The organism is Paenibacillus allorhizoplanae (assembly GCF_927798215.1).
Lineage (GTDB): Bacteria > Bacillota > Bacilli > Paenibacillales > NBRC-103111 > Paenibacillus_E > Paenibacillus_E allorhizoplanae.
The window spans coordinates 75,557-97,790 of the sequence record NZ_CAKMMW010000011.1; the positions used below are offsets into that span (position 1 = coordinate 75,557).

General features: G+C 44.6%; 19 protein-coding genes. 1 reads left to right on the top strand and 18 read right to left on the bottom strand.

Annotated features, from left to right (window positions below; genetic code table 11):
• Positions 1 to 47: 47 nt before the first annotated feature.
• The 10 genes from aroF to liaF all read right to left on the bottom strand — a co-directional run bounded on the left by aroF (position 48) and on the right by liaF (position 10,124).
• On the bottom strand, positions 48 to 1,091 hold the full coding sequence (gene aroF, locus L6I86_RS18710) for a 3-deoxy-7-phosphoheptulonate synthase (RefSeq protein WP_056609517.1): 1,044 nt from the start codon (positions 1,089 to 1,091) through the stop codon (positions 48 to 50).
• Between the two features lie 154 nt (positions 1,092 to 1,245).
• The gene (locus tag L6I86_RS18715; RefSeq protein ID WP_056609515.1) at positions 1,246 to 1,785 is read right to left on the bottom strand and encodes a DUF2062 domain-containing protein; all 540 of its coding nucleotides are present in this window, start codon (positions 1,783 to 1,785) and stop codon (positions 1,246 to 1,248) included.
• A 36-nt stretch (positions 1,786 to 1,821) separates the two neighbouring features.
• Positions 1,822 to 2,778, bottom strand: a complete 957-nt coding sequence (locus tag L6I86_RS18720) for a 4-hydroxy-3-methylbut-2-enyl diphosphate reductase (protein ID WP_236289513.1) — start codon at positions 2,776 to 2,778, stop codon at positions 1,822 to 1,824.
• Positions 2,779 to 2,824: 46 nt separating this feature from the next.
• Complete coding sequence (locus L6I86_RS18725; protein WP_236289515.1) at positions 2,825 to 4,315, bottom strand: sensor histidine kinase; 1,491 nt, start codon at positions 4,313 to 4,315, stop codon at positions 2,825 to 2,827.
• A gap of 1 nt (position 4,316) precedes the next feature.
• The gene (locus L6I86_RS18730) at positions 4,317 to 5,006 is read right to left on the bottom strand and encodes a response regulator transcription factor (RefSeq protein WP_236289517.1); all 690 of its coding nucleotides are present in this window, start codon (positions 5,004 to 5,006) and stop codon (positions 4,317 to 4,319) included.
• A 115-nt stretch (positions 5,007 to 5,121) separates the two neighbouring features.
• Positions 5,122 to 6,717, bottom strand: a complete 1,596-nt coding sequence (locus L6I86_RS18735; RefSeq protein WP_236289519.1) for a S1C family serine protease — start codon at positions 6,715 to 6,717, stop codon at positions 5,122 to 5,124.
• A 138-nt stretch (positions 6,718 to 6,855) separates the two neighbouring features.
• Positions 6,856 to 7,269: a YugN family protein gene (locus L6I86_RS18740; protein WP_056609506.1), complete on the bottom strand. Its 414-nt coding sequence runs from the start codon at positions 7,267 to 7,269 to the stop codon at positions 6,856 to 6,858.
• A 102-nt stretch (positions 7,270 to 7,371) separates the two neighbouring features.
• Positions 7,372 to 8,022 carry a response regulator transcription factor gene (locus L6I86_RS18745; protein ID WP_236289521.1) on the bottom strand — a complete coding sequence of 217 codons (651 nt, stop codon included), beginning with the start codon at positions 8,020 to 8,022 and terminating at the stop codon, positions 7,372 to 7,374.
• Positions 8,019 to 9,059 (bottom strand): HAMP domain-containing sensor histidine kinase, encoded by a 1,041-nt coding sequence (locus tag L6I86_RS18750; protein ID WP_236289523.1) that lies wholly within the window; start codon positions 9,057 to 9,059, stop codon positions 8,019 to 8,021. Before L6I86_RS18750 ends, L6I86_RS18745 begins: the two co-directional genes overlap by 4 nt.
• 9 nt (positions 9,060 to 9,068) lie before the next feature.
• Complete coding sequence (gene liaF, locus L6I86_RS18755) at positions 9,069 to 10,124, bottom strand: cell wall-active antibiotics response protein LiaF (RefSeq protein WP_236289525.1); 1,056 nt, start codon at positions 10,122 to 10,124, stop codon at positions 9,069 to 9,071.
• A 271-nt stretch (positions 10,125 to 10,395) separates the two neighbouring features.
• On the opposite strand from liaF, the gene L6I86_RS18760 reads away from it, so the two are divergent.
• Entirely contained in the window at positions 10,396 to 11,685 is a 1,290-nt protein-coding gene (locus tag L6I86_RS18760) for an ammonium transporter (protein ID WP_236289527.1), read from the top strand.
• A gap of 45 nt (positions 11,686 to 11,730) precedes the next feature.
• On the opposite strand, the gene L6I86_RS18765 is transcribed toward L6I86_RS18760, so the two are convergent.
• The 8 genes from L6I86_RS18765 to L6I86_RS18800 all read right to left on the bottom strand — a co-directional run bounded on the left by L6I86_RS18765 (position 11,731) and on the right by L6I86_RS18800 (position 22,202).
• The gene (locus tag L6I86_RS18765) at positions 11,731 to 12,111 is read right to left on the bottom strand and encodes a hypothetical protein (RefSeq protein ID WP_236289529.1); all 381 of its coding nucleotides are present in this window, start codon (positions 12,109 to 12,111) and stop codon (positions 11,731 to 11,733) included.
• A gap of 78 nt (positions 12,112 to 12,189) precedes the next feature.
• The gene (locus L6I86_RS18770) at positions 12,190 to 13,713 is read right to left on the bottom strand and encodes a methyl-accepting chemotaxis protein (RefSeq protein ID WP_236289531.1); all 1,524 of its coding nucleotides are present in this window, start codon (positions 13,711 to 13,713) and stop codon (positions 12,190 to 12,192) included.
• Positions 13,714 to 14,029: 316 nt separating this feature from the next.
• Complete coding sequence (locus L6I86_RS18775; protein WP_236289533.1) at positions 14,030 to 14,680, bottom strand: 3D domain-containing protein; 651 nt, start codon at positions 14,678 to 14,680, stop codon at positions 14,030 to 14,032.
• Between the two features lie 207 nt (positions 14,681 to 14,887).
• Entirely contained in the window at positions 14,888 to 16,822 is a 1,935-nt protein-coding gene (thrS, locus tag L6I86_RS18780; protein ID WP_236289535.1) for a threonine--tRNA ligase, read from the bottom strand.
• Positions 16,823 to 17,218: 396 nt separating this feature from the next.
• Positions 17,219 to 18,166 (bottom strand): putative sporulation protein YtxC, encoded by a 948-nt coding sequence (locus L6I86_RS18785; protein WP_236289537.1) that lies wholly within the window; start codon positions 18,164 to 18,166, stop codon positions 17,219 to 17,221.
• Between the two features lie 418 nt (positions 18,167 to 18,584).
• On the bottom strand, positions 18,585 to 19,721 hold the full coding sequence (gene mqnC, locus L6I86_RS18790) for a cyclic dehypoxanthinyl futalosine synthase (protein WP_236289539.1): 1,137 nt from the start codon (positions 19,719 to 19,721) through the stop codon (positions 18,585 to 18,587).
• Between the two features lie 136 nt (positions 19,722 to 19,857).
• A complete protein-coding gene (locus L6I86_RS18795; RefSeq protein ID WP_236289540.1) occupies positions 19,858 to 21,036 on the bottom strand; it encodes a trans-sulfuration enzyme family protein in 1,179 nt (392 codons plus the stop codon).
• Positions 21,033 to 22,202 carry an aminotransferase class I/II-fold pyridoxal phosphate-dependent enzyme gene (locus L6I86_RS18800; protein WP_276574882.1) on the bottom strand — a complete coding sequence of 390 codons (1,170 nt, stop codon included), beginning with the start codon at positions 22,200 to 22,202 and terminating at the stop codon, positions 21,033 to 21,035. Before L6I86_RS18800 ends, L6I86_RS18795 begins: the two co-directional genes overlap by 4 nt.
• Between the last annotated feature and the right edge of the window lie 32 nt (positions 22,203 to 22,234).

Genomic DNA, 22,234 nt, shown 5'->3' on the forward strand with positions numbered 1-22,234 from the left:
AAAAGGTTTCTCCATTTCTGAAGAACCCCCCCTATGAAAACCGTATATTACGCCAAAATGGCTTCTTTCTTCGTATCAAACTTCTTACCAAGTAATGGAGCAAGCTTCTCAAGATCAGATAGCAAGTGGGCAAATTGATCTGGGAACAACGATTGTACGCCGTCTCCTGTCATTGAATTGTCCGGATCTGTATGCATTTCGATGATTAATCCGTCCGCTCCTGCTGCAACAGATGCTTTCGTCATTGGAACTACCAACTCTCTGCGTCCTGTTCCATGACTTGGATCTGAGATAACCGGCAAGTGACTCAACGATTTAAGTACTGGGATTGCTGATAAATCTAACGTATTTCGTGTGTAGGTTTCGAATGTACGGATTCCGCGCTCACAAAGCATAACGTTCGGATTACCGCCAGCAAGAATGTACTCAGCAGCATTCAAGAATTCATCATACGTCGAGCTGAATCCACGTTTAAGTAAAACTGGCGTTTGAATCGTTCCTAATTTGCGAAGTAGATCAAAGTTTTGCATATTACGCGTACCTACTTGCAGAATGTCCGCGTATTCCGCACAAACATCAACGTACTCCGGTGTCATGACTTCTGTAATCGTAAGTAGACCATGTTTCTTACCCGCTTCAGCCATCATGATCAGACCTTCCACACCAACACCTTGGAAGCTGTATGGACCTGTTCTTGGTTTAAAAGCACCGCCGCGGAGTACCTGCCCGCCAGCTGCTTTCACTAAGCGAGCAATCTCATCGATCTGCTCTGGCGTTTCAACTGCGCAAGGGCCACCCATGACGACAAGTTGTTCACCGCCGATTTCAACGCCTTTAATAGAAATAACCGTATCAGCAGGATGGAAATCACGACTAGCCAGCTTGTAAGACTTCGAGATTTTCACAACTTGCTCAACGCCAGACATTTGGCGAAGCTGTTCCGCTAATTTCGGATCCGCTTGACCAATGATCCCAATTACTGTACGATCCTCACCTTTGGAAACATGCGCTTGAACCCCTTGCTTCTCGATAAATTGCACAATTTCCTGAATACGCTCATCCGAAGTTTTGTTTGATGTAATTGCGATCATGTGATCCACGCTCCTATTTCATTTATTATGGGATAATTGATTATCAGTTCACTGACACACTTCAACGCTTGTTCGCTTCTACGCTTTTATGCTTTTAACCACTAAAGTAAATATACAACGCTTGACGAGAATTCGTCAAGCGCTAATTTATTACCTATTCTTTTGATTCACCAGGAGCTAACTGATCTTTACGTATTCTACGTTTTTCTTTACGGCGATTCGTGTGGTACTTGAGCAGAAGCACGACTGGGAAATAAGCAATAATACCAAGGAAAAGACCAACGACCATCCCACCGACAATTAAATCCAAACCGCTACGAATAATATTAGAGAGGAGATGCGGTAGATGGTGGATCAGATAGATCTTAAAATGCTTCGGCACTAAATATTCCCCAACCTGCTTATTAAGAATGGAAAAAGGTATATAGATGACTTTACCGAACACAAAGCCAATTAAAGCCGCAGGCAAGTTCGCTCTCAGTAGGTAAACCAATGGAAAGATAAGAACAAACGCAAACCCTGCAGTCGGTAATGTAAACATCTCAACGAATAGACCAATCGAAAAGCCTCTTGCTACCATGGAAGGACCGCCCTTGGCACGTAAAAGAAGTAAATATTTGAATTTGAACCAACGTTTAGTACTTTTCCAATCGTAGCGAGCTTTCATCATTTTCACCTTCTGAGTACTTTGCATGCTAGTTTCAATCCCGTCGAGTGGAATAAGCAGGAATTACACGTTACTTGCTGCTTTGGATTTAACAGTGGGAATTAGTTTCTTCATATTAATAGTACGTTTTATTTCCCAACTGGTTTCATCTTTCGCATCGTAATTTTCTAAATAGGTAATGACCTCTTTGGTGATCGGTGTGGGCGTGGAAGCCCCAGATGTTACGCCTACTTTACGTACATTCGCCAACCATTCTCTGTTTAATTCAGAAACGTCTGAGATACGGTAAGCCATTACACCAGCGATCTCTTGTGAAACCTGAGCCAGGCGGTTCGAATTGTTGCTTTTCGGATCCCCAACGACAATGACCAGATCCACTTCTTTTGCCTGCTCCGCGACGGCTTCTTGACGAACCTGCGTTGCCAAGCAAATTTCATTATGAATTTCAGCTTTTGGGAAAAGCGTTAATAACCGATTCATAATATGTTTAATATCCCACTGACTCATCGTGGTTTGATTCGTAATGATGATTCGATTCGACTTCAGGTTAAGGAGCTCAGCCTCTTCCAGCTTCTCAATCAAATGTACATGATCTGGTGCTACGCCAATAGCTCCTTCTGGCTCTGGATGTCCTTTTTTCCCGATATAAATAATGTCATAACCGTCTGCTACTTTTTCACGAATTAAATCATGCGTCTTCGTTACATCTGGACATGTTGCGTCTACAACAGTAAGTCCTTTGTCACGCGCCAAACGTCTTACCTCAGGAGAAACCCCGTGTGCAGTGAAAATAACAGTCCCTGTCTCCACTTGCTGCAAAATCTCAAGGCGATTCTCGCCATCCAGCGTGATGACTCCTTCCTCTTTGAAGAAATCGGTCACATGCGCATTATGAACAATCATGCCTAAGATATATATAGGTCTGGGAAGATTTAAATTTTTAGCAGTTTGCATAGCGAGTGCCATAGCATCAACAACCCCATAACAGTAACCTCTGGGGGATATTCGAACAACTTCCATCTGTTCCACCTACCTAAACCATTGTATTTCTTCTAATTATATCTGATTATATGGCATGAGGGAAGTTTGCTGGCAGCCAGATTAAAAAGGTACTTCCTTCGTCCTTCCGAGTGGTGACTTCAACAGACCCGTCATGTTCATCAATGATCCATTTGGCAATAGATAAACCAAGCCCCGTACCCGTCGTAACCCCTCTGGACAAATCCGCGCGATAGAACCGATCGAAAATATGAGGAATATCTTCTTTATCCATCCCTATGCCAGTATCTGAGATCCGTACGCCAATAAAGCTGTTTCTACGTATCGCCTCAATGGTTACTGAACCCATAGGTGTATATTTAAAAGCATTTTCAATAAAGATGAACAACAATTGCTGCAGGTAATCTCGGTTTCCTTGAACCATGGCATCTTCGAGAGCATCAAGATTCCCCACTTGCCATTCAGCCGTATGCTCGAGCAGCTGTGCTCTCCTTACGACTTCGTGAACTAGCGGCTTGAACTCAATCGAATGTTTCTCCATAAGAACACCCGCATCAGCCCTCGCAAGGGCGAGTAAATCATTGACTAATCTGCTCATTCGTTGCGCTTCCCCGGCAATATCGTGCATAGCTTCCAAGGACATTTGAACCTGATCTGGCGTAGCTAATTCTTTGGTACCCGATGTTTGCTTCCACATTTTCTCCAACAAATCCACATTGCCACGAATCGTTGTTAGTGGAGTTCTAAGCTCATGTGAAGCATCCGATACAAATCGTCGTTGTGCGCGGTAGGCCTCATCTAATTCCACATACGTAATTTGAATACGGGCAAGCATGCCATTGATTGTATTCGTCAGTCGGCCTATTTCATCTAGAGGTCCATCGTAGTGAATCCGCTTCTCAAGATCGTCTCCGCTTTCGATTTGATTCGCAGCATCTATTACTCGCTCAATTGGTTTTAATGCCTTACGTGCCAAGAACCAACCTAAGGAGGCAGCGACGATAATCGTTAAAATAGCCCAAATGATAAGCGTATAACGCAGCATGACAGCCGTTCTCTCGTAACTGCCGATCGGCACAGCTGATTGCAGAATGCCAATGAGATGTGCTTTATTATCTGTTAGGCCTAGATGGTAGATCAGAAAATCCTGATTAAGAATTTTCGTCTTCTCAAAATAACCAATCTCATCTTCAAGTTTATCTACTTGGCGTTGCAGTTTATCGATTGTCGATTGGCCAATAGGGAGCGTCTGATCATAATATTGTAAATTCTGTGATCGGTTAAAGCTCTTTAGCGCGATATTATATAATTGTAAAAAAGTATTGGTGGAATAGAAATCTCTGCTTTCTAATTCAAGATCAACAACTAGCCCTTTCTGAGAAAGAGCAATGCTTTTCTGAATACGAGTGGAGCTGTTAACGGCCTCCCTTTTCACATCTTGACGAATTTGATCATAAAGGAAATAGTTCAAGAAGAAATAGAGAACAATGCCAAAAAGCAGCATCGTGATAGCCAATATGCCTGAATACCATAGCGTAAGCCGCAGGCGAAGCGACATCTTAATTTTCCCCTCTCAATACATAGCCTGCTCCTCGGACCGTTTGAATCAAACGTTTATGGCCAAATTCTTCTGTTTTCTGGCGTAACAAAGCTATGTAAACCTCTAAGACATTGGACTCACCGCTGTAATCGTAACCCCAAATCTTCTCCATGATAATATCCCTCGACAGCACTCGCTTCGGATTCTGCATAAAGAGATGCAATAAATCGAACTCTTTCGTCGTTAATTCAATCAGCTTCTCGCCACGGAAAACCTCCCGTGTATCTAAATCCAGTACAGCATCTTCAAAGCTGAGCCGATTGTTCATCTGTTCAGGTCGTTCCGTTCTTCGACGTAGTAATACTCGCACTCTCGCAAGCAGCTCTTCCAAAGCAAAGGGCTTGACCAAATAATCATCAGCACCCAAATCCAAACCTTTGACACGATCACTAATATCGTCCTTAGCAGTCAGCATGAGAATCGGCACTTCGCTGCCGCTTTCGCGAATCCGCCGAACAACTTCCCAGCCATCGATGTGCGGCATCATGACGTCCAAAATAATAAGCTGCGGTTCTGTCACCAACATTTGCTTAAGACCTTCTAAACCGTTAGCTGCTGTCGTAACTGAATAGCCTTCAAATGCCAGTCCACGTCTCAGCATAGATGTGATTTTCTCATCATCATCAATAACCATAATATTCTCTCTCATTGGTCCGCCCCCATTCTATCTTCTATTGTAGCAAAATTACCGCCTAGCAAAAAGAAGCAGAGCCTGCAAGCTTGAGGCCGCGGACTCTACTTCCCTTCAATTATGTGCTAGGAGCTTACTGAGCTGGCGTCTCAGCAAGTGTATTTTTGTCTCCTACCGTAACTGGGACTTCTGTACGCTTGCCATCACGAATAATGCCCAGCGTTACTTTGTCGCCTACTTTCGTTCCTTGAACCTTCGTAATCAACTCTTGTGAGTTCTTGATTTTGGTGCCATTCAAATCAACGATCACATCGTATTGACGCAAGCCTGCTGTGAATGCTGGGCTCTTACGTTGAACACTGCCAACCAAAGCGCCATCTGTGTTAGGAAGCTTCAATTCACTCACCCAATCTTGACCGATATCTTGCAGACCAACACCAAGGTAAGGAACAGGCTCTTTCGGAATCGTAACATTATTCTTCAAGTTATCTAGTACAGAAGAAATTGTGCTAGTCGGAATCGCAAAACCAATCCCTTGCGCTTGTGAACTTACCGCTGTGTTGATCCCAATAACTTCACCGTTAAGGTTCAAGAGAGGACCACCTGAGTTACCAGGGTTAATGGAAGCATCTGTTTGTAGCAAATGTTTATACTCACGTGTCCCTTTCTCATCAGGGATACTAATTGGACGTTCTTTCGCACTAAGTACACCAACGGTTACTGTGTGATCGAATCCGTAAGGGTTACCAATCGCAACAACCCAATCACCTACGTTTACGTCATCCGCTTTACCAAGAGGAAGGATCGGGAAATCTTTCTCGCCCTCAATTTTGAGTACAGCCAAATCTAAATCATAGCTATTACCCAGCAATTTCGCTTTAAAAGGCTTATCATAGCCTTCTACGGTGATTTGAATTTCATCCGCACCGTCAACCACATGCTCATTTGTCAGGATATATCCTGTCTTTTCGAAAATAAAGCCCGTTCCCATACCAGCAGGTTGCAACTGTCCGCTTCCCGTGTCATTTTGACCACTCTTAGGTGTCGTTTGACCACCACCATTATCGCCAAAGAACTGACGGAAGAATGGATCATCGAACAGTGAGTTTCCACCGTTGCTGCGACTAGTTGTTTTCGGCTTAACAAGTGATTCAACCTTTACAATGGCAGGACCTGCATTTTGAGCGATCGCGGCAATATTACCCGGGCGAACAACATCAAGAGCAGCATTCTTCACTTCACCGCCATTACTATTCGAGCTGCTTGCTACGGTTGTCGCTGAACTTGAACCAGAAGCTAACGGTTGATTACCTGAAAACAAGTTCGTTTTGTCCGCTGTAAACATCAACGCACCGACAACGAGCGCTCCTGCCATGAATGCTGCAAAGACACTTTTTACGGAAGAACGCTTCTTCGCATTAGGATCCCATGCCGCTGGACCTTGAGGTGTATTCTCCGAACCAAAGCTGAAAGGACGCAGCGTCTTAGGCGGTGTTACTTCTACATTCGAAGTACCTTCCGAACTTGTAGAAGACGTTGTTAAGGATTGACCTTCACTTTCTTCATTAAAAGCAGATTTGTAAGGCCCATAGGAGTAATAGTAGGAAGGTCTTTCTTTGTTAGGCTCTTGCCCATCATTCGCTCGAGACTGCTCTTGAGCAGTATTCTCGTTATTATCATTATTCTGCGGCTTGAAAAAGTCGCTGTAGTCTTTTTTATTCTCATCCATGGGTCTTACCTCCATAATTAAAGTTATAAGTGCATGTTCATCTGAAGGATCTTGTTGTTCTCTATGTGTCTATCATGCACTCACAACCTTAAACGAATATTAAAAATCAATAAAATGGAGGTAAAAATAGGACATAAATTAATGAATCCATGCTTTTTCAACTGATTTTAATACGTTTGCAGCTTCTTTTACCCATTTATCCTCAATCCCCGCATCGGAATCCAGCGGTGTTTGGAACTGATCAATCAAAGCTCCGGCTGTCTCCACGTCAGCTTCAGGATCTAATCCTTCATTATAGACATGTTTCAGAACAAAAGGAGTACCGACCTCAACGACGGCATCCGTCGCCTCCACATCGCCTTCAATTCTGCCCGTGACGACTTGAACGGGAATTCGCAACCAAACTTTATTCGCCTCATCCAGCGAACGATCGAAGTAGCCATGGTCATAATCCCAACCGCCACCTAAGTTAAAATCAAATTGTTCTAGCTGGGCGCGCACCTTATCAAATGTTTCCTGTACCTGCTCCAGTGAGGAAGTTAGTGGTTTCATAGCGACTCTACACTCCTTAAGCGCTCATATTATTTTACTTACGCATAGAATGTGCCAAATTGACGTTTTTATGTGCGATAGTCCCTCAATTTGTTCGTGCTGTTAAACCCATCCTTTTCGATGCGCGAATATCGCTAATTGTGTCCGATCGTCAAGCTCACACTTCATCAACAAGTTACTAACGTGTGTTTTAACTGTTTTGATACTAATAAAAAGCTCTTCGGAAATATCCTTATTACTCTTTCCTTCGGCAATTAAGAGGAGTACTTCACGTTCCCGCGCGGTTAGCCCCTCTTGTTCCGGTAATTCACTCCTCTGTCTAATACCTCTAGTCAAGGCTTGCGACACTTCAGCATTCATGACTGGCATGCCGCGGTAGGCACTCTGAATCGCATGAATCAACTGATCGGAAGAAACCGTCTTCAACATATAGCTGATAGCCCCGGATTCAACAGCTTCCAGCACCTTGGCTTCCTCCAGAAAGGAGGTCAGCATAATTACTTTTATCTGTGGAAACTCATCACAAATGAGCTTCGTCGCACCAATCCCATCCAACACGGGCATCGTTAAATCCATTAAAATAACATCAGGCAGTGATGTAAGGCTGTCTTCCTTCAACTGATCAAAAGCAGATTGACCATTTGACGCTTCCCCCACTACTTCTAAACCAGGCTCCAATGAAATGTAAGTACGAAGACCCACTCGTACCATATCATGATCGTCAACAATCATAACTTTAATGTTCGGATTCATTCTTGTTTTCCCCCTGAATGCCCTGAAAATCGCGGAATACGAACGCGTACGCGAGTTCCTGAGCCTAATTTGCTATCAATCTCCACTTCTCCGCCCAGCTTTTGTGCTCGTTCTCTCATGGTTGACAGGCCGTGGGAAGCAGAAGGAATATCTCTTCGTTCAAAACCTTGTCCATCGTCCTGCAATTGCAGCACATATTGATGCTCTCTTTCGTAGATTGCCAATCGAACCTGTTTGGCCGAGGCATGTTTAATGACATTCGCAAGTCCTTCTTGGATAATGAGGAAAAACTGATGTTCAATCGCCTCCGAAATAATTTCAGGCAGTGAAACATCAAGCTGACCTTGAAGTTCATGGGTCCGGCAATATTCCGGGAACCATTTCTCCAAGGCTTCTTGTAAGCTCATATCTTTTAATTCGATCGGTCTTAGTTGTGAAATGAGGCCACGCATCTGCTTCTGAGCATGATGGGACATCTCAATGAGCTGGTTCATTAGCGCAGGTGCAGCCGCTGGGTTTCTTTCTAATATTTTGGGAAGTGAGGAAGCCGACATATGAATCGCGAATAGCTCTTGGCTCACTGTATCATGGAGATCTCTCGCAAGCCTGCGTCTTTCTTCCATCACAGCGCTCTCTGTCAGCTCCTGATCCCGAATCGCTTCGGCTTCCCCTAACTTTTGCATCAGCTGCACGCGTTCTTCAATCGAAGTTGCCATGCTGTTAAAAGCGTCATACAAGTATAAAAAAGGCTCTACTGGCTCCATATCAATTCGAACAGAGAAATTCCCTTTAGACAATTCCAGCATCGCGACGTGAAGCTCGTCTACCTTGCGCTGCCATCTTCTAGTTGCAATGAAACCTACGGACAAGCTCACTACAAGAATCGCGAAAGCGAACCACAAACGGAACTCCCAAGAACTCAGTTCCTTCTCGTAATATTCAAGTACGATATAAATACCTGAAACCGTTATTACGCTCGAGATTAGAAAGTAATTCAGCAGCTGCCACTTCATATTGAACATTCGCAATTTGTACATGCTCCATCCTTAACCTATCTTTTTAATGGTAATATCGCCAATAAACATACTTGTTGTTACGACAATTTTATGTTCCGCTTCTTCATAATGTGAGGTTTGCGTTCTGATGTTGCGCAGGAAACCACTTTCACGCCGATCAAGAACCTTCATATCTCCAATAAAGGAGCTTGCCATGACACGAACCTCAACATCCATATCGTTCGGGATGAAAATCTTCACATCGCCAATAAAAGCAGTAACATGAATCGTTGTTTCACCACGTGGAATTGAAGCACGCGTAAGATCGATAACCGAATCACCAATAAAGTGAGAGATCTGAATAGGCTTTAATTCCCAAGCCTCTTGGCCGAGGTGAACATCGCCAATAAAACCATGACGGTGTAAAACATTACCTGAATCGAAATTACGAACGAAGCCATCATACTTTTGTTGTTGCTGTTGAGGGTCCGTCCATTCACCGTGTTCCTCGTCCTTTGGATACGTGCCATGGATATCCTTCAATACTTCCTTTTCTTCAGCAGTAAGGCCCTGTTTCATGCTACCCGTTGAAGTATGATCCATGTGTTCTTTCGAATTGCTGGAAAGATCACCTGACGCGTTCCAATTTCCCGACTCCCATTGTTTCTTATAGTGGGAATGTCGTGCTCGATTCGCTTCTCGACGAGCTTGTCTTTCTTCATCTTTCGCTTTCTTAATGGAGGGCCACTCCGGCGATTCTTTCTTGCCCGGTTTAAAAATCACATTTAAACCAAAAAGTATTAAAGCAACCGGCGCAAGAAATTTAAACATTTCTCCAATAGATAGGTCGGTTACATTTAGATTTTTCAAGAGAAATATGGTTCCTACGCCGCACATCATCAAGCTGCCTATGGATCCACCCCAATGATACTTTCTCTGTGAGACAAAGCCAATGAGCCCATAAAAAATCAGAATCGCAGGCCAATACGTAGACACTAAATAACCGATATCAATTTGAATAATTCCTAATTGATTTAGTAAAAAGAGTGTTCCCGCGGAAACGAGTACTAGCCCCCAAATCATTCTTTGAAACATATGCGGATTCATACGTTCTTCCTCCATTTGTGTAAAGCGTTGTTAAGATAACTCTAGTTTATAAGATACAAGGTGGAATGAAAAGAGACGTTAGATTGAAGGCGATCTCCGCCTCAAGACCGATATTTCAAAAGTCCTTATAAAGAAACCTAACATGGATGTCGTATAAGACGAACATTTCACTATAGATGTTATGTATTCTTACGTATTCCGTTGACATGCTTATCATCAGAAACGTATAATTGGGCTGAGAACGCAAGTATTATAAGGAGAGATTACAGGAATGGATCAAATCCAACAACTTACTTCTGGCCTGGACACAATTTGGGTCGTATTGACTGCTGCCATGATTTTATTAATGGAAGGCGGCTTCGCCTTACTAGAAGCAGGGTTTGTCAGACAAAAGAATGCCGTAAGTATTATCATGAAAGTATTTGTCGATATCTCATTCGGTGCGCTTATTTTTTACTTCTTTGGATTTGCACTTATGTACGGTAAAGACATCGGAGGCATTCTAGGTACAACTGGCTTCTTTATGGGCGGAGATTTATCACACATCGCGTTGACAATCTCACATGATACCTATTGGTTATTCCAATGCGCTTTTGTTATCGCCGTCATTTCAATTGTATCCGGAGCTGTAGCAGAACGCATCAATTTTCGCGCTTATATTCTTTACACGATAGCCATGACCGGATTAATCTATCCCATTGCTGGCCATTGGGTTTGGGGTGTTGGCGGTTGGCTCGGCAAGCTGGGCATGGTTGATTTCGCTGGATCAGCTGTCATCCACGGACTTGGCGGTTTCTCCGCACTCGCCGCAGCCATAATTATTGGTCCGCGAATTGGTAAATTCTCTGCCGATGGTAAAGCTAACATTGTCCCCCCTTCTAATTTGCCACTAGCCTCTGTAGGCGCATTTATCTTGTGGTTCGGTTGGTTTGGTTTTAACTCTGGGAGTACGTTAAGCGCTACCAATACATCGATCGGGCACATCGCGGTTACCACGATGCTATCCGCCGCAGCCGGTTGTGCGGCCTGCATTCTGTTTACTATGATGCGTTATCGCAAAGCGGACCCGCCCATGGTGATTAATGGTGCACTCGCCGGGCTCGTCGGAATAACTGCAGGTTGCGCATTCGTCAGTGATGCAGCAGCGATCTGTATTGGTGCGATCTGCGGGATTGCCATGGTCTACGCAACGGAAATGCTGGAAGCTAGACAGATTGATGACCCCGTTGGCGCTTTCCCCGTACATGGGATCAGCGGAAGTATAGGCACTCTCGCTGTTGGCTTATGTGCGAAGCCGGACGCGATCCGCGAAGGAACAGCTGGATTATTCTACGGCGGAGGCTTCCACCTCCTAGGTGTTCAAGCACTTGGTCTTGTCACTGTCTGTGCATGGGGTTTCTTCATCACTTGGGTTTTCTTAAAGCTCATTAAGCTTATCGTTCCTTTACGCGTGAGTCGCGACGAAGAGTTGATTGGCCTAGATGTTGGCTCGCATGGGGTTCCAGCATATAGCCAAGAAGAAGGATTCTTGGACCTACAACACTTGAAGAATAACCAATAATAATAAAGAAGAGGACACCGCACACGCAGTGTCCTCTTCTTTATTTTACGATGAGAATATGTCTTCAAATTCCTCTGGGAACGTTATATCGTCGCCAGGCTTAGAATCATTCATTATTTGTCTAGCTTGCTCGATTTCGGCACGGAGCTTTCTTACCTGCTCCATAGGTTTCTTCACATAATGAATATATTCAACAGCAAGATGATGATCAGGCTTCTTACCAGATAACATGCGTCGAAAAGATGACATCGTTTGATAAGCCCGTTCTTCTTTCATTCTCTTCACTTCATATCGCTCAACAACCTGCTCAATTTCCCGAGCTTGCTGCTCTTTCCGCGTAATAAAAGCCTCCAAGAAGGGAAGTACCTCCGCAGCTTTCCTTGTTGTTCTTAAGGGCATACCATCCGATCGTATTGCTTGCAGCATGTTCCATCACCTATCTCTCCGTGTCAAGATTTATAACAGTAATCTTATTTTACACTAAAAAGAGTGGTTTGAGAACTATTAATTTAACACTAAATCAATTCCGACGACACCAATAGGCGTTCCCATGTCATCTATAACGGATTTCGACAACGTAATGCATGGTTTTTTCGTAATAGCTGACACGTACTCATCCGAAATGAAGAGCTCACCTGCCATTGCACGCTTCCACCATTCTCTCCCCTTTGCATTCACTAGCCCTGCTTCTGGCTGAGAGTAGATGAAAGTTCCATCTCCGCGATTCGACCATATCGCTTCTATCCCTGCTGTTTTCTTCAAAATCCCATGTAAATGCGAGGCATGCTTATCTTCGACCAACGATTTGATGTCAGGTACGCGAACAAGAGCATTCAATAGTTGCTTCATTTCTTCAATGTTGACATGAATAGTTCCCTGCTTGTTCTTCATGCCAACAGCTTGTATGGCCGTGATCAGCTCAGCGGAAGAACGATCTAAATTCTGATTAATATGCTGCAATCTCGAAACCTCGTGCCGCTGCTTCTTCATTTGATCCAGCGTATGCTCAACGCTCGACATTGTCTCATTCATCAAATCCACGACTTCCCCTAGGGAAGTCCTTGTCCCAGTAACCAGAGAGGATTGGTGTTTCGTTGAACTCGTGGTACTTGCCACTAGGCTATTCACATGTAGGATCAAAGAAAAGATCGTATCGATCTTGCCTTTCATCACTTTCATCTCATCAATCCCATGTGTCACTGAAGCTTTCTCTTCTGCCACAGCAGCGACAACTTGTGCTACGCCACTTTCAATATCAGCAAGAAGCTCAGAAGACTTCTGGACCGCTTCATGACTTTGCGCCGCTAGCTTCTTAATCTCTTGCGCTACCACGGAGAAACCTCTTCCATGTTCACCGGCTCTAGCCGCTTCAATTGATGCATTCAAGGCAAGTAATGACGTTTGGGCAACGACCTCAGTAATAAACGTATTGATCTCTTCAATTTTCGACGTATGCTCGGTCAAATCTTGAATTTTCTTCTGCATCGTATCATTATTCACGTGTAAATCGTTCATTACTTCATCCGTTGCATTCAGGGAGCGACAGACGTCCACTACGGTATCTTTGGTTTGTTCACTTTCACGATGCATATGTAACGACGAATCTAGGATCTGATCGGCAGCTGCAGCCACTTGCTGTATCGCAGCAAAAGCTTCTTGGAGCTGTCCTGCGGCATGCTGGCTTCGCCCCTTCAATTCCTCTTCTCCTTGGATGGAAGCATCCGCAATTTGAAGGAGATGTCCGATAGAGCGATTGACTTCTTCTACTGCCGCTGCAAGTCGATCCGCAACAACCTGAGATTCTTGTATAAACGTACGGAACTGCTCTTCGTGATGGAGCCCCCCTAGTTCTTGCTCTTTACCAGATGCTCTTGAACTCAGTAATGCACCTACACCCATTAAGATAAAAACAGCGACACTAACTACGGCAACCCATTTCGAAGCAGAAAATAAAGCGAATACATTTACAAGCATACCAATAAGTACAAAACCGTAGAACCAAGCTCTCTGCTTTGAATCCGTCCACATGTGCAACCGGAACTCCTCCCAAAAGGAACAAAATGTTAGTTTTTGTTACATTATATCGAATATAGAAGGGCTTGAAAAGAAATAAAAACGGAGCCCCTCTCGGGTCTCCGTCTTTTCAACAACGCTATTTGTTATTTATTTTGGTTTTGTGTGTTGTTTTGTTGCTGCTTATTAGGTACCGCTACTTCAGTAGCAAATTCAGCGTCTTGCGCTGCTTTCTTGTTGTTCTTGTTCTTTGCCATGTCAATCACCTCCTGTATGAGTATCTTTTCCCAAACAGGATTTTTTATGAATTTCTTTTTAACAAAATCGAGTCTTACAGCGCTTTGGCTGGAGCAAGTATTTCATCCTTAAGCTGCTTCCAAATAACCTCTGTGACTTTGCCATTCCCTTTTTTCACCACGAAGACTTTGACCGTCTTTTTACCCCATTCTTTGTATACCTGGTCCTTCGTATTGAAATACAGATCAATTTTCTTCCCTTTAATCGCACTTCCTGTATCTGCAACAACCCCGTAACCGTAACCCGGAATAAACAGTACGGTACCTAACGGGAACACTTTAGTATCTGCTGCGATCGTCGATAATGCCTTATCATCACGCATGACTCTAATCCCAGAATACGTAATTCCATAAGTAGGATGGTCGGGAGTCTTTCCTGTTGATTCTTTACCCGCAGAATACCCGGTCGCTGTCACTTCAACTACCGTATATTTGGATAAATCAGAATCCAAGTTGGGAATAAAGCGGTAACTCGCTTGTTGTTGATGTTCCTGTGCAACAGGGCGTGCAACCGGCATGACCGCACCTGCTTGATTGTCCCGCTGATCTCGTATATGGGTATCGGTATTTGCCGTCCTATAGTTCCCTTGATAGCTAGCCTCTTCTCCGAAAAGCACGACCATAACGGTAAGCACCATCCATGCCAAAATCCACTTGGATTGCTTCGAAGTATCGGTTATTTTCATCGTTTTAAGCCTCCCCCTACTAATGTAGGCTTTCCATTTCCTTTCATCACTAAACCTCCAGATATAGACTCACTGTTTAACATGTCCTTCTTTTACCCACTTATTCACATCTTTAAACCACTTATTCACATCGCAAAGGATTTTTGATAACGCAAAAAAGCAGAGAAGTGACTAGCACTTCTCTGCTTCTAATGGAACAAATAGGAGTTACAGTTTGTTTTTGATTTCTTCTTGAATCATACTGATAACTTGATCAATCGGCTGTGTACCTAGATCGCCTTGACCCCGTTTACGGATAGACAAGCTGTCATTCTTCACTTCGTTTTCACCAACAACGAGCATGAAAGGAATTTTCTCCAGCTGGGCTTCCCTGATTTTGTAGCCTAACTTCTCATTCCGATTATCCGCTTCAACACGAATACCAGCTTCTCTTAGGCGATCTGTCACTTGGTTGGAGAATTCTTCGAATGCAGGCGATACAGGAATAACTTTCGCTTGGGTTGGCATTAACCATGTTGGCAACGCGCCAGCGAAATTCTCCAGCAAGAAGGCTGTCATACGCTCCATTGTGGAAATGATTCCTCTATGGATCACGACTGGACGGTGTTTCTGACCATCTTCACCTGTGTACTCAAGCTGGAAGCGTTCAGGCAATAGGAAGTCGATTTGCGCAGTTGAAAGCGTTTCTTCCTTCTTCAACGCTGTCTTGATTTGAACATCTAATTTAGGACCATAGAATGCTGCTTCACCTTCTGCTTCAAAGAAAGGCAAACCAAGCTCTTCCACAACCTCACGCAGCATGCGTTGGGAAGTTTCCCACATTTCATCATCCTGGAAGTATTTCTCTGTATCCTTCGGATCACGATAGGAAAGACGGAAACGGTAGTCCGTGATTCCAAAGTCCGCATACACTTGACGGATCAATGTAACAACGCGGGAGAACTCTTCTTTAATTTGATCCAAACGGCAGAAGATGTGGGCGTCATTCAATGTCATTGCACGAACGCGGTGCAAACCAGTCAAAGCGCCTGACATTTCATACCGGTGCATCGTGCCTAGCTCAGCAATCCGAACAGGAAGATCACGGTAACTACGCATGTCACTCTTATATACCATCATATGGTGCGGACAGTTCATTGGACGAAGGACAAGCTCTTCATTGTCCATGACCATTTTCGGGAACATATCTTCACTGTAGTGATCCCAGTGCCCGGAAGTTTTGTACAATTCAACATTCGCAAGTACAGGCGTGTACACATGTTGGTAGCCTAGACGCTCTTCCAAATCAACGATATAGCGCTCCATTGTGCGTCTTAGCTTAGCACCATTTGGCAGCCAAAGCGGTAGTCCTTGACCAACTTCACGTGAGAATGCGAACATTTTGAGCTCACGGCCTAGTTTACGGTGGTCACGCTTCTTCGCCTCTTCAAGCAAGTGCAAATGCTCATCCAGTTGCGCTTTCTTAGGGAACGCAGTCCCGTAGATGCGTTGCAGCATTTTATTTTTTGCATCTCCACGCCAGTAAGCACCAGCAACACTCAACAATTTGAACGCTTTAATGCGTCCTGTTGACGGCAAATGCGGTCCGCGGCAGAGGTCAAAGAATTCCCCTTGGTCATAGATCGTAAGAACGGAATCTTCCGGTAGATCACGAATCAATTCTAGCTTGAACGGATCTTCCATTTCTGTAAAAATACGAATCGCTTCCTCACGGGAAACAACGCGGCGCGTAATCGCCAAATTTTCGTTTGAGATACGCTCCATTTCCTTCTCGATTTTGATCAAATCTTCAGGATTCAATGGTGTTTCCAAATCGATATCATAATAGAAGCCGTCCTCAATTACAGGACCGATTCCTAGCTTAACTGCTTTATTGCCATAAATACGCTTGATCGCTTGCGCCATCAAATGCGCTGTGCTATGACGGTACATTTCTAGTCCTGCTTCGCTATCCAATGTTAAGATTTCAACATCAGCATCATGATTCAAAGCGAAGGATAAATCTACGGATTTCCCGTTTACTTTACCACCCACTGCATTTTTCTTCAGACCGGATGAAATGGACTCGGCCACTTGCTCAATCGTCGTCCCCACTGCATACTCTCTCACTGCGCCATCTGGTAATTTTACTTGAACAACCATCTTCCCTGCCTCCTAATTGTGTAAGTGAATAGTGAATTGAACGCAAAAAAGCACACTTCATCCCGTAAAGGGACGAGTGCGCTCAGCTCGTGGTTCCACCCTAGTTCGATTCGCTCTAACCTGAAATTGAGAGACTTTTAGCTCCGCTAAAAGATTCCTATATTAGGTAAGTCGAATCCTCATCAGCATTCGTTAACGGGAATGATTCCGGTACTGTATAGTATCGCACCTGCAAGTCAGGGCGAATTCCACAATACGGCTACAAAGGGGTAAACAATCCGATTCGCTGAAGGAGATTGCAGCCTGGTCTCCTCTCTCTGAGCAGTTCATACAGAAAGTTCTTGTCTTTGATACTAACGCCTTCGTTCACTATTATAAATGGCGAGAGGGGCAAGGTCAAGGGGATAGTTGATCCTGCTTTTTGGCATCTCCGAGATAAAGGTCACACGTGCGGCAATAACTGCACACCGATGTGCGGTCTTCGAAGATTTGCCCTATCGTCTTGATAATCGTTAATTCGGGATCACGTGTATGAATGTAAATGTTAGCCGGTGAGACGGTGATCAGTGTGCTTACGATCATATCCTCGAAATTGATGTCCTTCTCCAACATCTCCATTCGAAAGCTGGCATCGAATTCATTCGCATCAATGGGTTCCATCCGATCATTCAGAATGACGAATTCGTGGCCGCCTTTGTGAATGAGATGCGCTGCGGGTATCTTAGCCTCTTGAATGTAGACGAAATATTGTAGAAGCGAAATAAATTCCTGATACTGGCGGTCCATCATAAACTCATCAATCGCATATTCCGCAATTTCCCTTAGTTCTTCCCTATACTCCTGAATACGGAATTTGAGGAAGCCATCTAAGCTAATCTGCGGATTCTCCTCGAGCAATGCGTTTATCTGATCCTTCAGCAGTTGAATACGACGAAGTCGACTGGGGGAGCTATTCATCAGCGGCAACCCTTCCAGCTCACTCTCTTGGATCAAGGATTGCTTACAGTAACCTTCGATGGCCTCGATGTCTGACTGCTTTTCATATTTAAAATCCTTGGTGATCAAGTTACGTAAAATGCTGGATTCCTTGTCCGCTACAATGTGGCTCGCCAACACTTCAGCTAGGCAAGCTCGTACTTCAGTCTCATGAATATGTGGATCGTGGATCACACTTCCTGCTTCCGCTTCCACATAAATAAAAGCACGTGTTTCACACCAAGTGTAGGTAGCCGTTAACCCATTTTGGGCGATATGTAAATGCTGCAGCGCTTGCTTCACCTGTGCGCTCAGCGAACGTACATAGGATTCCTCGACATTGATTAGGGCAATTGCAAACAGTTCCATGTGCTCACTCCTTCCATCTATGCATCCTCCTCTTAAGAGTATATGGTCGATGCGAGGGAGATATACAACGAACAATTTGCCATTTGAGGAAGGGGATACATGCAAAAAAGGAGCAGCACATGGCTGCCCCTCTCAAAAGTAAGGGTGGCGTTTTACAGTTGTTCTAACAGAATTTTCACCAGTAAGAAAGGGAGAGCACCGATGGAGATGAAAGCAAAAAGGAATCCTTGTACAAAGCTTTTAAGCAATTTCACAAAAATCACTCCGATCTTCAATCTCGAATTTGTGGTGTTCCCCCCATTGTACTCTTATTGACCAGCGGTTACCTGAAGCTTAGATTAATTTCCGCTTAAAAAACGCTTATCCCCACAAATCCCTCAAGGGGATTTGATAGCAGATAAGCGTTATCGTTCAACTTTTAGTTCTGCATCACAAAATCACGATCAATCTTCACATTCTCGTCGTCAAACACACGCAGAATCTGATACTTCGTGTTCCGCTGCGCAGGGATTTTGCCTGCTTGACGGATAATGTCTAGCGTCGAGCTAACATTTACCTTGTGCGTCGTCCCCGCCGCGGATACAACGTTCTCTTCAATCATGGTGCTGCCGAAGTCGTTACAGCCATAGCTCAGCGTCTGCTTACCAACCTCAGGTCCCATTGTGACCCATGAGGATTGGAAGTTCGGTACGTTATCCAGCATGATGCGGCTGATCGCCAACGTTTTCAAGTACTCTTCAGGCGTAACTTTCTCCGCCTTCATATTCGTGTTGTCTGGTTGGAACGTCCACGGTATGAATGCCAGGAAGCCCGGTGTGTTCAGCTTCTGCAGCAGCACATCGTCTTGCGCATCGCGGATACGCAGCATATGCAGCGCACGCTCTTCCATGGATTCGCCGAAGCCGATAACCATCGTACCCGTCGTGTGCATGCCGAGCTTATGAGCCGTTTGCATGACATCCATCCAATCGCGCCATGAGCCCTTCAATTTGGAAATCTTGCGACGCGTGCGGTCATCTAGGATTTCTGCTCCGCCGCCTGGCAACGAATCAAGGCCCGCTTCATGCAATTGACGAACGATTTCTTCAAGCGATAGACCGCCGGAAACGTCTTTCATTTTCATAATTTCAGCGGGTGAAAAGGAGTGCATCGTGATATCGAAGCGCTTCTTAATTTCTTTTAAAATATTCGTATAATAGCTGAATGGCAGATTCGGATTCGTCCCGCCTTGCATAAGAATCTCAGTTCCATCAACATCCAAAGTCTCTTGAATCTTCTGGAAGATCGTTTCATCCGGCAGTACATACCCTTCCGCGGAGCCTGGTGGACGGTAGAAAGCACAGAATCGGCAATACACATCACAGATGTTTGTGTAGTTGATATTCCGCCCAATCACGAAAGTCGTGATCGGATCTGGGTGCCATTTTTTCATAATCTGATTAGCGGTGTCGCCAATTTTCTCTATTTGATCGGATTCGAAAAGCGTAATACATTCTTCTACATCAATTCGTCCGCCTGTTTGTGCTTTATTTAAAATGCGATCGATCGGTTTCATTGCAACTCACTCCTTTGCTTTCTGAAGGCTCGTATCCATTAATCGTACCATACTCATGCCAAAAAAGCAGCACAGGGCTGCTTTTTCCAGACGTTATTCCTTTGTAAATATGAATAATTTCTGAATACCGTAACGATTAACCGCGCAAAGCTTGTTCCAAATCTTCAATAATATCTTCGATATCTTCCAGCCCTACCGAATATCTCACGAGACCGTCCGTAATGCCGCGCAATAAGCGAACTTCCTTCGGCATAGCAGCATGCGACATCATGGCCGGATAAGACAAGATACTCTCTACAGCACCCAAGCTCACAGCTACGAGTGGGATTTTAACTTTACTTAGCAACTTCTTCGCTTTCTCACCAGAGCCAACATCAAATGAGACGACAGCTCCATAACCAAGTGATTGCTTCTCGTGAATTTCTCTACCTGGGTGATTAGGCAGACCTGGGTAGTAAACCACGTCGATATCCGGCTGCTCGGTCAGCCATTGTGCTAATCTGCGAGCGCCTTTCTCGGACATTTCCATACGTGCTTGCAATGTCTTCATACCGCGAATGAGCAGCCATGAATCTTGAATGCCGAGCACGTTCCCCATGCCATTTTGAATTTGCTTCATTCGACGACCGAGGCTGTCATTCGCTACAACAGCTAGTCCCGCTAACACATCACTGTGACCGCCAAGGAATTTCGTTGCACTATGCAGTACGATGTCAATGCCTAGCTCAATGGGACGTTGATGATAAGGTGTCATGAACGTATTATCCAACATCGTAAGCAGGTCATGCTCTTTCGCAAAAGCAGCAATCTCACCAATATCCGTAATACGAAGTGTTGGATTTGAAGGCGTCTCGATGAAAACGGCTCTCGTATTGGAACGTAGAGCTGCTCTCACTTCTGCAATGTTCGTCATATCTACAAACGTAGATTCCACGCCCATACGGTTCATAATCGTAGTCAGCAAACGATAAGTACCGCCGTACACGTCTTCCGTACAAATGACATGATCTCCTTGCGACAACAACATCAAAGCAGAGGAGATTGCCGCCATCCCAGAGGCGAAAGCAAACCCCCGCGTACCGCCTTCTAGCAATGCGATGTAATCCTCTAACGCTTGACGCGTTGGGTTACCAGACCGTGTATAGTCGTATTCTTGGCTCGCTTCCAAATCAGCCTGATGAAAGGTTGAAGCCTGATACAGAGGCACGCTGGATGCCCCTGTCGCCTCATCAATTTCAGCGCCAAAATGGATCAGTCTTGTAGCAAATTTGCCATGTGCTTTACGTTTCTCTTTGTCTGAAGAAGAATGGCTCATGATTGTGGTGCTCCTTCCAACTCGGCTTGCGCTGAATCAAGGGCATTCGACAAATCCGCGATTAAATCATCAATATGTTCGATCCCAACAGAGAAGCGAAGCAGACGGTCATCAACACCTATTTGTTGTCTAATTTCAAGCGGAATGTCCGCATGAGTTTGTACAGCTGGATAAGTCATCAAGGATTCAACCCCGCCTAAGCTTTCTGCGAATGCAATGAGCTTAATATGACGAAGAATCGGTTCAATTAATCGTGCATCCCTCACCTTGAAGGAGAATATCCCTGTGTTGCCGCTGGATTGTTTATTTTGAATCGCAAAGCCAGGGTGTGATTCAAGCGCTGGATAGTATACGTCTGAAATCAACTCGTGCTCAAGCAAGAAATTCGCAATCGCTGTAGCATTCTGCTCATGACGCTCCATACGCAACGCGAGGGTTTTCATTCCTCTCATCAGAAGCCAGCTGTCTTGCGGTCCAAGCACAGCACCGATGGAGTTATGGAGAATAGCCATTTGCTCCGAAAGCTCTTTCCCTTTTGTAACAATCAGACCCGCTAGTACGTCATTATGCCCGCCCAAATATTTCGTTGCACTATGGATAACGATATCGGCCCCAAGCTCAATAGGACGTTGTAGATACGGCGTAAGCAGCGTGTTATCGACGATGGAGACGATGCCCTTTTTACGGGCCCATGTACATACAAGCTCAAGATCAGTGATCATCATCAATGGGTTTGTTGGTGTTTCAATAACAAGCCCCTTCGTATTGGACTGATAAGCACCTTCTAAAGCATCCAAATCATTCGTATCTACATAAGTAGCCGTTACACCGAAACGGGACATGATTCTTTCCAATAGGCGATACGTACCTCCATATAAATCCAAGGAAACAATCAAATGATCACCTTGGCTGAAATAGGCGAAAATCGTTTGCAATGCCGCCATGCCTGAGGAACATGCAAAGCCTGCATCTCCGGACTCGAGCTGAGCAATAGCGTCTTCTAGTACTTTACGCGTTGGACTTTTCGTACGCGCATAATCAAATCCAGTGCTCTGTCCCAGCTTAGGGTGGCGAAACGCAGTAGATTGATAAATAGGAAAGCTAACAGCACCTGTAACAGGTTCTTCAATTGAGCCAATTTGAGCAAGACGACTTTCGATTTTCAACAAGGGAATTTCCTCCTCAGGGGTATGTGTTC